Consider the following 14298-nt stretch of genomic DNA (forward strand, 5'->3'; position numbering starts at 1 on the left):
CTGCCCTTTATTCATTTCAGCAGGCCAGGCGCTTCAATCGCGCCGGCCGGTTTATTTTGTCAAAACGATTTCTTTCACGTGAGGAAGAACAGTATCCTGATAAATCTCGGTCGGGTATTTTCCTGTAAAGCAGGCCATGCACTGCCCGCAGTTTTCGTCTTCATACTGTCTTCCGATCCCGGAAAGGAGTCCTTCAATGCTCAAGAATGACAATGTATCGGCGCCGATTTCCTGACGGATTTCTTCCACTGAATGGGAGGACGCGATCAGTTCTTCATGCGTTGATGTGTCAATTCCGTAAAAGCACGGATGGGCAATGGGCGGGGAACTGATTCTGACGTGCACTTCCGTCGCTCCGGCTTCGCGCAGCATCGTCACAATCCTGCGGCTCGTCGTCCCTCTTACGATAGAATCGTCCACCATGACGACGCGCTTGCCTTCAACGACCCCGCGGACGGCTGACAGCTTCATTCTCACGCCCTGCTCCCTGAGCGACTGTGACGGCTGAATGAACGTTCTGCCGACATAGCGGTTTTTGATCAGTCCGAGTTCGTAAGGAATTCCCGTCGCTTCGGCATAGCCGATCGCCGCTGAAATGCTTGAATCCGGAACCCCTGTCACCACATCTGCTTCAATGCCTGATTCTTCAGCAAGCTTTTTGCCGAGATTCTTTCTCGCGCTGTGAACGTTAATGCCGTTAATATTGCTGTCAGGTCTTGAGAAATAAATGTACTCCATGCTGCAGATCGAGCGGTTGATGTTGATGGAGAACCGCTCTGACTTCATGCCTTCATCATTGATGATCAGCATCTCGCCCGGTTCTACATCTCGCAAATATGTCGCGCCGACCACATCAAACGCACACGTTTCAGAAGCGACGACATACGCGTCCCCGAGCATTGCAACAGACAGCGGTCTGAGTCCGTTCGGATCAAGCGCTACGATCATTTCCTTTTCCGTCATGATCAGGAAAGCATAAGCGCCTTTCAGCATGGAAAGAGCATTTTTAATCTGATCTTTCAACTCGAAGTGGCCGCTTCTTTTAATTAAGTGGGCGAGCACTTCCGTATCAGAAGACGTTTGAAAAATGCTGCCCTGGTTTTCAAGCTGCTGTTTCAGCTGACTGGCGTTTACTAAGTTTCCGTTGTGCGCAAGCGCAAGGCTGCCGTTGTTTTGCGAATGGAAAAGGAACGGCTGGACGTTTTCGAAGCCGCCGCCGCCCGCCGTTGCATAGCGGACATGGCCGATCGCTCCCTTTCCTTTCACCTTTTTGAGCTCGCCGTTTTGAAAAACTTCGGTAATCAGCCCCTGGCCTTTGTGGGCGGACATTTTTTCGCGGTCTGTCGCCACGATGCCGGCGCCCTCCTGGCCTCTGTGCTGAAGGCTGTGAAGGCCGTAGTACGTAATTTGCGGTGCTTCTTCATGCCCCCAAATCCCAAATACGCCGCATTCTTCATTTAAGCCTTTGATTTCAGCAAGCATGGGATAGCTCCTTTCCATGCGCTTTCGAGCTCTTCTGTCTGCGCATGAATCCATTGTTGTCCTTCCTGGCTTTGAACAGCCAGCGCGCTGTCTGACGTTACTTCGCCGATGAGATCGGCGTCTTTGACAAGCTTTTCGAACGCTTCTTGATGCTCTTTTTTCACAGAGACGATAAACCGTGATTGTGTTTCGCTGAATAACAATGCAGGTTCGCCTGCAAGCGTCACATTGGCGCCGAGTCCTTGAGAAGATATGACGCTTTCCGCCAGCGCCACGCCGATGCCGCCTTCTGAGACGTCATGCGCGGACTGAACGAGCCCGGTGCGGATCGCTTTCAGAAGCGCTTTTTGACGCGCTTGTTCGACTTCCAAGTCAATGGCAGGCGCTTTGCCGTAAATCTTTCCTTCGGACAGTTTTTGCAGCTCGCTTCCGGCGAACTCAGGGAATGTTTCGCCGATGACATAAATCAAATCGCCCGCTGCTTTAAAATGCTGGGTCGTAATATGGTCCGTATCTTCGATCAGTCCGACCATTCCGATGACAGGCGTCGGGTAAATCGCGCTTCCGTTTGATTCGTTGTAAAGAGAAACGTTTCCGCCGATGACCGGTGTGCTGAGCACGTTGCACGCCTCGCTGATCCCGTCTGCCGCTTTTTCGATCTGCCAGAAAATCTCCGGCTTCTCCGGATTTCCAAAGTTGAGGTTATCCGTAACGGCAAGCGGTTCCGCTCCGGAGCAGACGATATTGCGGGCCGCTTCCGCGACAGCGATTTTCCCGCCTTTTTCCGGATCGAGGTACAAGTAGCGGGCATTGCAGTCCGTTGTCATGGCGAGCGCCTTTTTCGTGCCGCGAATCCGCAGAACGGCTGCGTCAGAGCCCGGTGCGACAACCGTGTTCGTCCTGACCATGTAGTCATATTGGTCATACACCCATTCTTTGCTCGCAATAGTCGGCTGCTTTAGGAGTTCGAGAAGCGTTTCTTTCGCATCTTCGACTTTTGGCGCAGGGACGTCTGTTTCAAGGAACTCTTTATAATAAGCCGGAACTTTTGACGGCTTATGGTAAACCGGCGCTTCCTCTGCAAGCGCATCAACCGGAAGATCAGCAACCATTTCCCCGTTGTGGAAAAGGCGCAGCATCTTGTCGTCTGTCACATGACCGACAGCCACAGCTTCAAGATCATACTTGTCAAAAATATCGATGATTTCCTGTTCGCGGCCGCGTTCGATGACTAAAAGCATACGCTCCTGGGATTCGGAAAGCATCATTTCGTACGGCGTCATCCCTGTTTCGCGCTGCGGGATCAAGTCAAGGTTCATCTCAATGCCCGATCCGGCTTTGGACGCCATTTCCGCGCTTGAACTTGTCAGTCCTGCCGCCCCCATGTCCTGAATACCGACCAAGGCGTCTGATTTGATGACTTCCAGACACGCTTCAAGAAGCAGCTTCTCCATGAACGGATCGCCGACTTGCACAGCCGAGCGTTTTTCTTCTGATTGGTCAGACATTTCCTCTGAGGCGAACGTGGCGCCGTGGATGCCGTCGCGCCCCGTTTTCGCGCCGACGTACATGACCGTATTGCCGACGCCTTTCGCCTGCCCTTTTTTAATATCTTCATGGTTGATTAAACCGACACACATCGCGTTGACAAGCGGATTGCCTTCATAGCAGCTGTCAAACTGAACTTCCCCGCCTACGGTCGGAATGCCGATGCAGTTTCCGTACCCGGCAATGCCCGCGACTACTTCTTCAAACAAGTACTTCACACGCGGTGAAGTGAGTTCGCCAAACCGGAGAGAGTTCAAAACAGCGATGGGACGCGCGCCCATTGAAAAGACGTCGCGGATGATGCCGCCCACACCAGTTGCAGCTCCCTGATAAGGCTCAATCGCTGACGGATGGTTGTGCGATTCGATTTTGAAGACAACCGCCTGATTGTCGCCGATATCGACGATTCCTGCGCCTTCCCCCGGTCCTTGCAGGACGCGTTCGCCTTTTGTCGGGAACTTTTTCAGGATCGGCTTGGAATTTTTGTAGCTGCAGTGCTCTGACCACATGACCGAAAAAATCCCGATTTCCGTATAGTTTGGAAGTCTTCCGAGAATCGATTCAATCATGGCAAACTCGTCATCGCTGACACCCATTTGCTGATAGAGCTTCTCTTCCTTAATTTGTTCTTGACTTGGTTCAAGCAGTAGCGACATGAGTTTCCCTCCAATTTTTCACGATAGATTGAAACAGTTTAAGACCGTCGGCGCTTCCGAGCAGAGAATCGACTGCGCGTTCAGGGTGAGGCATCATGCCTAATACATTGCCTTTTTCATTGACGACGCCTGCAATGCCGGCGACGCTTCCGTTGATATCCGTTCCGTATGTGAAAGCGATTTGGTTGTTTTCTTGTAATCCTGCAAGCGTTTCTTCATCACAGTAGAAGTTTCCTTCGCCGTGAGCGACCGGAATCGTGATGGATTCGCCTTTGCCGTAGGAAGATGTAAAAATCGTTTCATCGTTTTGGACGACCAGTTCAACCGGACGGCAGATAAATTTCAAATCTTTGTTGCGTCTCATCGCGCCCGGCAAAAGACCGAGCTCCTGCAAAATTTGAAAGCCGTTGCAGACGCCGAGCACCGGCTTTCCTTCTTCAGCCGCTTTTTTGACGGCCGGCATAATGTTTGCGAAGCGGGCGATCGCGCCGCATCTTAAATAATCCCCGTATGAGAATCCCCCCGGAATGAGGACGCCGTCATATTCATCAAGACTTGTTTCTGTATGCCAGACGTATTCAGCTTCTTCGCCAAGCTCATCCTTGATCGCGTGGAACATATCGATATCGCAGTTTGAGCCAGGCAGCACAATCACCGCAAATTTCACTGTGCGACAACCTCCTCGACTTCGTATCTGTAATCTTCAATCACCGTGTTGGCCAAAAGTTTTTCGCACATTTCTTTGACGAGAACGTCAAGGTCGCGGTCCGATTTTTCGATTGTGAGCTCCATGTATTTGCCGATGCGGACGTCCTGAACTTCTTTGTAGGACATGCTGTGCAAAGCATGCTGAACGGCGCTCCCCTGAGGATCTAAAACACTCTCTTTTAAGCTGACATACACTTTAACTTTGTACATATTACATGCCTCCAAGTCTTTTGAATATTTCTTCGTATGCATCCGTCAATCCGCCCAGGTTTCTTCTGAACACATCTTTATCAAGCTTTTCATTCGTTTCTTTATCCCACAGCCGGCACGTATCCGGGGAAATTTCATCGGCCAGCAGGACCTCGCCGTCTTTATCGCGCCCGAACTCAAGCTTGAAATCTATCAATCTGACACCGCAAGCCGCGAAAATCGTCTGCAGCTCTTCGTTTACCTGTCTCGTAATCGATTTGATTTTCTCCACCTGTTCAGGCTCAGCCGCGTTTAAAATTCGGATGTGGTCTTCTGTGATCAGCGGATCGCCGAGCGCGTCATCCTTGTAGTAAAACTCGATAATCGGCTGCTCCAGCTCCGTGCCTTCCGGAATGCCGAGCCGTTTGGACATGCTTCCGGCAACGACATTGCGGACAACGACTTCAAGCGGGATGATCGTCACTTTTTTAATGAGCTGCTCCGTTTCAGAAATTCGTTCAACAAAGTGGTTGTTGATTCCCTTCTCGTGAAGCCTTGTGAAAATCAGGCTGGAAATTTCGTTATTTAAACGGCCTTTTCCGTCAATCTCGGCTTTTTTTTCTCCGTTAAAAGCTGTCGCCGAGTCTTTGTATTCGACAAACAACGTGTTGTCATCATCCGTCAGGTATATCTTTTTCGCTTTTCCTTCATATAAAAGTTCATTTTTCACAATATTCACAGAAGGCCTCCTAACCCGAATGTTGGAAATATTTCATCTTTTAGACCCCCGCCTGTCAAAGCGGGCGGTCTATTCTACGCTAAGCCTAAACGTTCAAAAATGTAGTCGACGTTTTTCAAGTGGTAATTGTAATCAAAGCAGTCGTTAATTTGTTCCGGAGACAGTCGGGACGTAATTTTTTCCTCAGCCTCGACAAGCTGGCGGAACGGTACTTGTTTCTCCCATGCTTCCATCGCTTTCGGCTGAACGGTGTCATACGCTTCTTCGCGCGCCATGCCGGTATCAATGAGAGCAAGAAGAACGCGCTGAGAGTAGATCAATCCGAGTGTGCGGTCCATGTTGCGCTTCATGTTTTCAGGGAACACGGTCAAGTTTTTCACAATGTTGCCGAAGCGGTTCAGCATGTAATTCAGCGCGATCGTCGCATCAGGCAGAATGATGCGCTCTGCTGATGAATGCGAAATGTCGCGTTCATGCCAAAGCGGTACATTTTCATAGGCGGTCAGCATGTAGCCGCGGATGACGCGCGCCATTCCCGTCATGTTTTCCGAACCGATCGGGTTGCGTTTATGCGGCATGGCAGATGAACCCTTTTGGCCTTTTGCGAAAAATTCTTCGACTTCGCGGGTTTCGCTTTTTTGGAGGCCGCGGATCTCAACGGCGAATTTCTCGATGCTTGTCGCTACTAGCGCCAGTGCAGCCATATAATCGGCATGGCGGTCGCGCTGCAGCGTCTGTGTTGAAATCGGCGCCGGTTTTAAGCCGAGCTTCTCACATACGTACTGCTCGACGAATGGATCGATGTTCGCGTAAGTTCCGACGGCGCCTGAGATTTTACCGACTTCGATGCCTTCTTTCGCCTGCTTGAAGCGCTCCAGGTTGCGCTTCATTTCTTCATACCAAAGGGCGAGCTTCAAGCCGAATGTCGTCGGTTCTGCATGCACGCCGTGTGTGCGTCCCATCATGACCGTATATTTATGTTCCTTCGCTTTTTCTTTCAAGATGTCAACAAATCTCTCAATGTCCTTGAGCAAAATATCGTTCGCCTGTTTTAATAGATAGGAAAGAGCGGTATCGACCACATCTGTTGATGTCAGTCCGTAGTGCACCCATTTTTTCTCTTCGCCAAGCGTTTCCGATACGGCGCGGGTAAATGCGACGACATCGTGGCGCGTGTCCTGCTCGATTTCAAAGATGCGGTTGATGTCAAATGACGCTTTTTCCCGCAAAACCTTCACATCTTCTTTCGGAATGACGCCGAGCTCCGCCCAAGCTTCACAAGCCAGTATTTCAACTTCCAGCCATGCTTGGAATCTGTTTTCATCCGTCCAAATCGCAGCCATTTCAGGTCTTGAATAACGTTCGATCATTGTTTTCGTCCTCCATCTCTTTCAATCCACTTTTCTGTCATCTTCCCGATCCATTCATTGTCGGGTGTTCTTAAAAATGTGATGTGCCCCATTTTGCGGCCCGGTTTGACTTCATGCTTTCCGTATATATAAAGCTTCGCTTCTTTTAATAGTTCGGGATCTTCTTCAGCCATGTACACTTCGTCTCCGAGAAGGTTTACCATCATTCCTTCCTTCAAAAGGTCCGTTTTGCCGAGCGGCAGTCCGCAGACTGCACGGATATGCTGTTCAAACTGGCTCGTTTCGCAAAGATCAAGGGTGTAATGGCCGGAATTATGCGGCCGCGGCGCCAGCTCATTGACGAGAAGCCCGCCGTCTTCTTTCAGGAAAAGCTCAACGGCCAGCGTTCCGACAAGCTGAAGCTTTTCGGCAAGCCTGAGGGCAAGTGCTGCCGCTTGTTCCTGAACCTTTTCATCGACCCGTGCCGGGACGATGCTCTGGAATAAGATATTTTGTTTATGGATGTTCTCTGCCGCCGGAAAAACTGTTGTCTCTCCGTGAACCGATCTCGTCACGATCACGGACAATTCCATTTTGAAAGGAACCCAGCTTTCCAAAATGCATGTGCCGTGCTGTAAAAGTGCTGCGGCCTCGCCGATTTGTGCTTGTTGTTTCAGGACGAACTGCCCTTTTCCGTCATACCCGCCGCGGCAAGTTTTCAGCACCGCCGGAAGACCGAGCTCCGCTACAGACGCTTCCAGTTCCGTCCGGTCGTGAATGATTCGGTACGGGGCAACTTTGCAGCCCGCTGATTCAATCGCTTTTTTCTCGGTTTCCCTGTTTTGCGTAAGGAGCAACAGCTCGCTCCCTTGCGGAAGGTATGCGTGCTCTTTCAGCCAGTTCAGCGCATCATAATCGATGTTTTCGAATTCATAAGTAATCACATCGCTCGCTTCGGCAAGCTTCCGTATCGCTTCGCGATCATTATAGGCAGCCGTAATTTCAAGGTCTGCGACCTGGCCGCACGGTGATGAAGGAACAGGGTCAACCACAGCGATTTTATAGCCCATTTGTTTGGCCGCGACCGCCATCATTTTGCCAAGCTGTCCGCCTCCGATAATGCCGATTGTCGCTCCCGGAAAAATCGTTTGTTTATACAAGCTGATCACTGCTTTCCAACACGGTTTTTCTGATGCTTTCCCTTCGTTCATCCAATCTTCCGGCAAGCTTTTCGTCAAAAGCTGACAAAATCTGCGCCGCAAGCAGTCCGGCGTTGACCGCCCCCGCTTTGCCGATGGCAACGGTCGCAACGGGTACACCGCCCGGCATTTGAACGATTGAAAGCAACGAATCGAGGCCGTTCAGCGCTTTTGACTGAACCGGCACACCGATGACGGGCAGCGTCGTTTTGGCTGCGACCATTCCCGGCAGGTGGGCGGCTCCGCCAGCTCCGGCAATGATGACTTTCAAGCCTCTTTCCCGCGCCGTTTCGGCATATTCAAACATTAAATCAGGCGTCCGATGTGCGGAAACGACCTTTTTTTCGAACGGAATTCCCAGTTCATCGAGTATGCCGCAGGCATGTTTCATCGTTTCCCAGTCAGATGTGCTTCCCATGATAACACCAAGAAGAGGCTGCATATCTTTTTGTCCCACCTTTAGCTGTTATTCTTCGCAAATAAAAAGCCCGGCATGTATTGCATTTGTAGGAAGCAACACAAACCGGGCATGGCGCGTGTATCGTCAGTTAGTCCGCTTCTCGCGATCTCCATGTCAGTTTATTGTCCACTTTCCTGCATAGTCCGATGATTTACGGTCATCGGGTAGAGACTTATGGGCCATATTCCCAAGATTATATGAGGATGTGTTTTCATGTCATGTTTATCTTAACAACGGACTGTGATAATGTCAACGACATTATCGAACGATAGTATATTTTGTTGTTCTAATGTTCGGGTTTAGAGTAATTTCCCTTCGAATATAATTTTTCTTCCGCATGGAACAACCTGAATCGTTCCATTTTCCTTTGTTTCTTTGAAGACCGGCTCCTCCATTCGGCGCACCGGTGTATAGCCTTCTTCCTGCATCTTCGTCAACACGGATTCGATCGTTTCGCCTTCCGTTACTTCAAAGCGCTTTTTTTTCGGCTTTGTCATTATTCTTTAATTCTCCTTTTCTTTACGGCTTTCACCCAGAATCCGCCGTGTATCGTCTTCGGTTCATAGGAAATGATAAATGCTTTTGAATCGATTGATTTAATCGTTTCGTACAGCTGCAGTTCGTATTTTCTCGGCGTCAAAATCTGCATCGCCGTTCTGTCTCCCTCAAGTCCGCCGACGACCCAGTGGGTGACGCCGTAGCCTTTTTCCCTGAGCTGTTTCGGCAAATCCAAATCAAGCTCTTTCGTAATGGCGTTAACGGTAATATAGCCCAAAGCGAGCTTTTCTTCAATTTTCGTGCCGACGATGATGCCGATTCCAAATCCGACCGCGTAAGCAATCACGTTTTGGATTTGATTTAAATTATCTAGAACGAGCCCCAGCCCGACGACGTAGACAAGCATTTCGATTGTCCCGATAAAAGCGGCGAGATACCGCTGGCCTTTAAGAGTCAGTATCATTCGAAGGGTTAAAAACGTTACGTATATAATATTGATAACCAGAATAATTCCAACCATGATCACACCGTTCAATAGTGCTGAGTGAAGCAATTGAAATCCCTCCTTTAGATGCAAAGCAATCATATTCTACTAGAGAAATTCTCCATGCACAATCCTGTAATGGCCCTGCTTCACCACAAAATTTTTCGACATTGTTCACTCCCATCAGTTTACCCTTTTTCTGCCGGTTTCAAAGCATTGAAACGCAATTAAAAAAGACGTTCAAATGAACGTCTTTCAGAGCTGGTGCTTATGATCCCGCTGACGATCTTCATCTGATTCGCTCAGCTTGCGGTGTTCCTTTTCCAAATCGCTCAGCGTGTATGACGAGAGGTCTTTCAAATTGTCCAGCCGTCCTGATTTTGCAAGCTGCCTGATTAAATACTCCTTTTTTTGCTTTACGGCTTTTCGAAGAAAGTTAGCCATCGATCACTCCCCCATCTAATTGGTTACAATATATACACATTATTCTTATGAGTAAACTCAGAATTGATGCGGAGAAAAAACCGGTTCTTCTAGAAGAACCGGCTATATCTCCTTAAACCGGGATAAGCGACGACAACAAGTATCCGCCTACCAGCTTCCATGTTGCCGCAACGAATACCAATTCAAGCAAAAAGACGGTAAACACACAGTACATCAGGTCAAACCGCGCTTTTTCGCTTTTTTCATAAATCGATTGAATCAGCGTAAAAGTCCCGAATGTCAATCCCATAAAGATGACGATCGAGAGAATCACCGTCGCGGCCGTGAAGTTGATAATCGCGAATATCATCCACAAAGCGGCGGGGACGATAAACGGAACCAATAGAGAACCGTACTTTGCCGTGATATCGAAAAAAGAAACTTTATACCTGAGCATAAAATTCGATACAACCCAGCTCGATGCAGCCATCCAAAACATGAAAGCCATGCAATAGATAAACACAACCAAAAACACTTCCAGGAACGGCACTGATACGCCGAACCCGAGAATTCTCCCCCTGCCTGCAAGCAGCTGATAAAAGTTGCCGAGCGAAAAGAAAACGGCTAAAAGCGTCATTGAAATAACGGAATACTTAAAATAAGACCGATCAAAATCAAGTGCGCTGCGCACCGGGGATTTTAAAATATCGAGCACAAAGCTGAAATAGCGGAACAAAGCGGCAATCACGCTCTCCATCACCGATTTAACTTTCGCCGCGGACGGATTTGTCTCCTTGCTTTTCTTCGCTTTTTTCCGGGAATTCCTCGACATCCTCGAAGCAGGTTCTTCTATATCATCTTCATTTCGTTTGTGATGTTCTTCAATCATATAAGCAACTCCTATTCTATTCAAAAGCTTTACATAAATGAAAAGCACTTTTATAAATTACATAAGCTGTGTGAAACAGTCAAGACAAACCTCTTTTTATCATAGATGCGGCAGCCCTTATATATGACGAAAAACGAAGGCGGAAGGTTCCGTTTTTAATGATTTGAAAATAAAAAAGGCTTGTCCAAATGAACAAGCCCCTTTTTCGCACAGCACACCTTATTTCAAGAAAATGAAATAAAGAATGAACACAACAGCCAACCCGTACATAATCGGATGGATCTCTTTTGCTTTGCCTTTAAAGATCATCGTGATCGGGTAGAAAATAAATCCGATCGCGATTCCGGTGGCGATGCTGTATGTCAGCGGCATCGCGATCATCGTTAAGAATGCGGGCACCGCAATCTCAAACTTCGTCCAGTCGATTTTGTTGAGATTCGCCACCATCAGCACGCCGACGATGATTAAAGCAGGCGCCGTCACTTGCGAAGTGATAACGCTCAGGACAGGCGAGAAGAACAGCGACAGCAAGAACAAAACGCCTGTTACGATCGCCGCAAAACCGCTTCTCGCTCCGGCCGCTACCCCGGCACTTGACTCAACATAAGCGGTCGTAGTCGATGTACCAAGAATCGCTCCGGCAACAGTTGCGGAAGAATCGGCAAGCAATGCCCTGCCAGCGCGCGGCAGTTTGTTATCCTTCATCAAACCGGCTTGTGATGCAACACCCACCAATGTACCGGCCGTATCAAAAAAGTCGACGAATAAAAACGTTAAAATGACGACAAGCATCTGCACCGAAAAGATATCGTGAAGGTGGATAAAGGCTTGTCCAAATGTCGGTGCAAGGCTGGGAACAGCACCGACAATTCTGTCAGGAACGTCAATCTGACCGAAGATCATGCCGACAATCGCCGTGAGCAGCATACCGAAGAAAATGCCGCCGTTCACGCGCAATACCATTAAAATGACAGTAATGATCAGTCCGAAAACAGTCAAAAGAACGGGACCTGAATGAATATTTCCAAACGACACAATGGTATCCGGGTTGGATACGACGATTTTGGAGCCCTGCAAACCGACGAAAGCGATAAACAGACCAATTCCCGCACCGACAGCCATTTTCAGCTCATAAGGAATCGAATTGATTATTTTTTCCCTCAAACCGGACAGCGAAAGAGCGATAAAAATAAGTCCGGAAACCATAACGCCGGAAAGGGCCGTCTGCCATGGAATCTGCATGTTCAGAATAACGGAGAATGCAAAGAATGCGTTAAGCCCCATTCCGGGCGCAAGGGCGATCGGATACTTCGCAAGCAGCCCCATGATAAAACAGCCGACAGCTGCTGAAACCGCTGTTGCCGTAAAGACCGCGCTTTGATCCATTCTCAATGCATCCGGGAAATTTTCCACCGACGCCAGAGAAAGGGTAAGCGGGTTGACGATCAAAATATATGCCATGGACAAAAATGTGGTGAGTCCGCCGATCATTTCTCTCCGGTAGTTTGTGCCCAATTCTTCAAACTGAAAGTAACGCTTCAAAATGGTATACTCCTCTCGTTTGTCTGTCGCTTTTATTGTTTCAAAAACCTTTGCTTTTAAACAAAAAACGCCCCAATTGGCGGGACGCTTGACTACGGCATATTTCATACTGAAAAAATGTTTTTTTCACGGACAAAATATTGTATACAAGCGTAGTCAAGCTATTTACGGTAGCTTGGTAGAAACTTATGGGCCATATCCCCATGATTATACGACAAGTCTTTTTTGAATTACTATACTATTGTAGCAATATCTAACGCTGAACACAATATAAAAAAACGAACATTAATGATTTTAATGTTCGCTTCGTTCGTTGTTTTTTCCAGATTCTGACCGTGAATCGTTTTTGAATAAAACACGATTTATCATGATATCGTATTCGTGTTCCATATTCTGCCATGGCGTTTCGCACACGGTTTGAAAATGACTCTTTAATTTTGATGCCTTTCGGTTGTCACGCCGCGATCAGAAGATACATGACAAGGCAGTTGCGGCGATGAAAGCGGTGAATATAACCGGTATCAGCTCCAACCTTTTGCTCCCAATAAAAAACGCCCCAGCCTTTATGCGGCTGAGGCATTTGTCTTATTCCCACTCGATTGTTGCAGGCGGCTTGCTCGTAATGTCGTAAACCACACGGTTAATGTGCTTCACTTCATTGACGATCCGTGTTGAGATTGTCTCAAGAACATCCCAAGGAATTCTCGCCCAGTCGGATGTCATGCCGTCAATCGATGTCACGGCGCGAATACCGATCGTATAGTCATAAGTTCTTGCGTCTCCCATGACGCCGACGCTGCGGATATCAGGAAGAACAGTGAAGTATTGCCAAATATCTTTTTCAAGATCAGCTTTGGCGATTTCTTCGCGGAGAATCGCATCTGATTCGCGGACAATTTCAAGCTTTTCCTCCGTCACTTCTCCAAGAACGCGGATGCCGAGGCCTGGACCAGGGAACGGCTGGCGCCAAACGATTTCGTCAGGGATGCCGAGTTCGGTTCCGAGCGCACGCACTTCGTCTTTGAAGAGCGTATTCAGCGGTTCGATCAGTTCAAACTGCATGTCTTCCGGAAGTCCGCCGACATTGTGATGCGACTTGATCGTCTGAGCTGTCGCTGTTCCGCTCTCGATAATGTCGGTATAAAGCGTTCCCTGTGCAAGGAAGTCAATACCTTTCAGTTTTTCCGCTTCATCGTCAAACACGTAGATAAACTCATTACCGATGATTTTACGTTTTTGCTCAGGGTCTGAGACACCTTTAAGCTTGTTCAGGAAGCGGTCTTTCGCATCAACTTTGATCACGTTCATGTTGAAGCCTTCGCTGAACGTCTTCATCACGCCTTCCGCTTCGCCTTTTCGAAGGAGACCGTGGTCTACGAAAATACAAGTGAGCTGGTCGCCGATCGCTTTATGGATCAAGACCGCAACGACAGAGGAGTCAACCCCGCCGCTCAAGGCGCACAGCACTTGCTTGTCGCCGACTGTTTCGCGGATTTTCTGCATTTCAATCTCAATAAAGTTTTCCATTGACCATTCGCCGGCGCATTCACAAACACCGAAAACGAAGTTTTTCAAAAGGTCGTTTCCGTATTCTGAATGGCGGACTTCCGGATGGAATTGAACGCCGTACCATTTCTTATCCTTCTTGCTCATAGCTGAATTCGGGCAATGATGGCTTGTCGCATCAACGGTAAAGCCTTCTGGAACTTCAACAACTAGATCACCATGACTCATCCAGACGACCTGTTCGTTTGGAAGATCTTTAAACAGATCCGGTTCACCCTCGATATGAATGTTCGCTTTTCCGTATTCGCGCTGGCTCGCCGCTTCTACTTTTCCGCCAAGGTAATGCGTCATCAGCTGCATGCCGTAGCAAATGCCAAGAACAGGGATATCCAGTTCGAAAATCTTTTCGTCGCAGCGGAAAGATCCTTCGTCATAAACGCTGTTCGGACCGCCGGACAAAATAATTCCTTTCGGATTCATTTCTTTAATTTCCTCTGCCGTCAACGTATGAGGATGTAATTCACTGTATACACCAAACTCACGAATACGGCGGGTAATCAGCTGGTTGTACTGACTTCCAAAATCCAACACAAGAATCATTTCATTTACTAACTTCGTCATGGTGT

The 14298-nt window shown here is 48.4% G+C and carries 15 protein-coding genes and 2 riboswitches; all 15 genes read right to left on the reverse strand.

All coding sequences use genetic code 11. From position 1 onward, the window contains the following. Positions 1-51: 51 nt before the first annotated feature. The 15 genes from purF to guaA all read right to left on the reverse strand — a co-directional run bounded on the left by purF (position 52) and on the right by guaA (position 14293). Complete coding sequence (gene purF, locus ACVC9U_RS15915; RefSeq protein WP_441391289.1) at positions 52-1482, reverse strand: amidophosphoribosyltransferase; 1431 nt, start codon at positions 1480-1482, stop codon at positions 52-54. Next, positions 1458-3686: a phosphoribosylformylglycinamidine synthase subunit PurL gene (gene purL / locus ACVC9U_RS15920; RefSeq protein ID WP_075755292.1), complete on the reverse strand. Its 2229-nt coding sequence runs from the start codon at positions 3684-3686 to the stop codon at positions 1458-1460. Before purL ends, purF begins: the two co-directional genes overlap by 25 nt. After that, positions 3670-4353 carry a phosphoribosylformylglycinamidine synthase subunit PurQ gene (gene purQ / locus ACVC9U_RS15925; RefSeq protein ID WP_075755290.1) on the reverse strand — a complete coding sequence of 228 codons (684 nt, stop codon included), beginning with the start codon at positions 4351-4353 and terminating at the stop codon, positions 3670-3672. The genes purL and purQ overlap by 17 nt, the downstream gene beginning before the upstream one ends. Beyond that, entirely contained in the window at positions 4350-4604 is a 255-nt protein-coding gene (gene purS, locus ACVC9U_RS15930) for a phosphoribosylformylglycinamidine synthase subunit PurS (protein ID WP_003179532.1), read from the reverse strand. The genes purQ and purS overlap by 4 nt, the downstream gene beginning before the upstream one ends. A 1-nt stretch (position 4605) precedes the next feature. Further along, a complete protein-coding gene (purC, locus tag ACVC9U_RS15935; protein WP_020450436.1) occupies positions 4606-5322 on the reverse strand; it encodes a phosphoribosylaminoimidazolesuccinocarboxamide synthase in 717 nt (238 codons plus the stop codon). 74 nt (positions 5323-5396) lie between these two features. Continuing rightward, entirely contained in the window at positions 5397-6692 is a 1296-nt protein-coding gene (purB, locus tag ACVC9U_RS15940; protein ID WP_020450435.1) for an adenylosuccinate lyase, read from the reverse strand. Then, positions 6689-7831: a 5-(carboxyamino)imidazole ribonucleotide synthase gene (gene purK, locus ACVC9U_RS15945; RefSeq protein WP_081379957.1), complete on the reverse strand. Its 1143-nt coding sequence runs from the start codon at positions 7829-7831 to the stop codon at positions 6689-6691. The genes purB and purK overlap by 4 nt, the downstream gene beginning before the upstream one ends. Continuing rightward, positions 7824-8312, reverse strand: coding sequence for a 5-(carboxyamino)imidazole ribonucleotide mutase (gene purE, locus ACVC9U_RS15950; RefSeq protein ID WP_075755286.1), 489 nt, complete (start codon positions 8310-8312; stop codon positions 7824-7826). The genes purK and purE overlap by 8 nt, the downstream gene beginning before the upstream one ends. Positions 8313-8448: 136 nt before the next feature. Further along, positions 8449-8551, reverse strand: a riboswitch (purine riboswitch). Positions 8552-8629: 78 nt separating this feature from the next. Then, positions 8630-8827, reverse strand: a complete 198-nt coding sequence (locus ACVC9U_RS15955; protein ID WP_020450432.1) for an NETI motif-containing protein — start codon at positions 8825-8827, stop codon at positions 8630-8632. Further along, a complete protein-coding gene (locus ACVC9U_RS15960; RefSeq protein WP_369878949.1) occupies positions 8827-9348 on the reverse strand; it encodes a DUF2179 domain-containing protein in 522 nt (173 codons plus the stop codon). The genes ACVC9U_RS15955 and ACVC9U_RS15960 overlap by 1 nt, the downstream gene beginning before the upstream one ends. A 219-nt stretch (positions 9349-9567) precedes the next feature. Further along, a complete protein-coding gene (locus tag ACVC9U_RS15965; RefSeq protein ID WP_075755284.1) occupies positions 9568-9756 on the reverse strand; it encodes a hypothetical protein in 189 nt (62 codons plus the stop codon). 112 nt (positions 9757-9868) lie between these two features. Then, on the reverse strand, positions 9869-10624 hold the full coding sequence (locus ACVC9U_RS15970) for a BAR domain-containing protein (protein ID WP_020450430.1): 756 nt from the start codon (positions 10622-10624) through the stop codon (positions 9869-9871). A gap of 219 nt (positions 10625-10843) precedes the next feature. After that, entirely contained in the window at positions 10844-12166 is a 1323-nt protein-coding gene (locus ACVC9U_RS15975; RefSeq protein WP_075755282.1) for an NCS2 family permease, read from the reverse strand. Between the two features lie 133 nt (positions 12167-12299). Then, a riboswitch (purine riboswitch) is annotated at positions 12300-12401 on the reverse strand. A 219-nt stretch (positions 12402-12620) separates the two neighbouring features. Continuing rightward, entirely contained in the window at positions 12621-12746 is a 126-nt protein-coding gene (locus ACVC9U_RS15980; RefSeq protein WP_256700785.1) for a hypothetical protein, read from the reverse strand. 5 nt (positions 12747-12751) lie between these two features. Next, positions 12752-14293, reverse strand: coding sequence for a glutamine-hydrolyzing GMP synthase (gene guaA / locus ACVC9U_RS15985; RefSeq protein WP_145653737.1), 1542 nt, complete (start codon positions 14291-14293; stop codon positions 12752-12754). Positions 14294-14298: the final 5 nt, after the last annotated feature.

It is taken from the genome of Bacillus sp. GM2, from assembly GCF_056155945.1.

What these genes read in the sequence shown, in the direction of transcription:
- purF (WP_441391289.1), bottom strand. Translation starts at nt 1,482, where the DNA reads ATGCTTGCTGAAATCAAAGGCTTAAATGAAGAATGCGGCGTATTTGGG.
- purL (WP_075755292.1), bottom strand. Translation starts at nt 3,686, where the DNA reads ATGTCGCTACTGCTTGAACCAAGTCAAGAACAAATTAAGGAAGAGAAG.
- purS (WP_003179532.1), bottom strand. Translation starts at nt 4,604, where the DNA reads ATGTACAAAGTTAAAGTGTATGTCAGCTTAAAAGAGAGTGTTTTAGAT.
- purB (WP_020450435.1), bottom strand. Translation starts at nt 6,692, where the DNA reads ATGATCGAACGTTATTCAAGACCTGAAATGGCTGCGATTTGGACGGAT.
- purE (WP_075755286.1), bottom strand. Translation starts at nt 8,312, where the DNA reads ATGCAGCCTCTTCTTGGTGTTATCATGGGAAGCACATCTGACTGGGAA.
- ACVC9U_RS15955 (WP_020450432.1), bottom strand. Translation starts at nt 8,827, where the DNA reads ATGACAAAGCCGAAAAAAAAGCGCTTTGAAGTAACGGAAGGCGAAACG.
- ACVC9U_RS15960 (WP_369878949.1), bottom strand. Translation starts at nt 9,348, where the DNA reads ATGGTTGGAATTATTCTGGTTATCAATATTATATACGTAACGTTTTTA.
- ACVC9U_RS15965 (WP_075755284.1), bottom strand. Translation starts at nt 9,756, where the DNA reads ATGGCTAACTTTCTTCGAAAAGCCGTAAAGCAAAAAAAGGAGTATTTA.
- ACVC9U_RS15970 (WP_020450430.1), bottom strand. Translation starts at nt 10,624, where the DNA reads ATGATTGAAGAACATCACAAACGAAATGAAGATGATATAGAAGAACCT.
- ACVC9U_RS15980 (WP_256700785.1), bottom strand. Translation starts at nt 12,746, where the DNA reads ATGCCTCAGCCGCATAAAGGCTGGGGCGTTTTTTATTGGGAGCAAAAG.
- guaA (WP_145653737.1), bottom strand. Translation starts at nt 14,293, where the DNA reads ATGACGAAGTTAGTAAATGAAATGATTCTTGTGTTGGATTTTGGAAGT.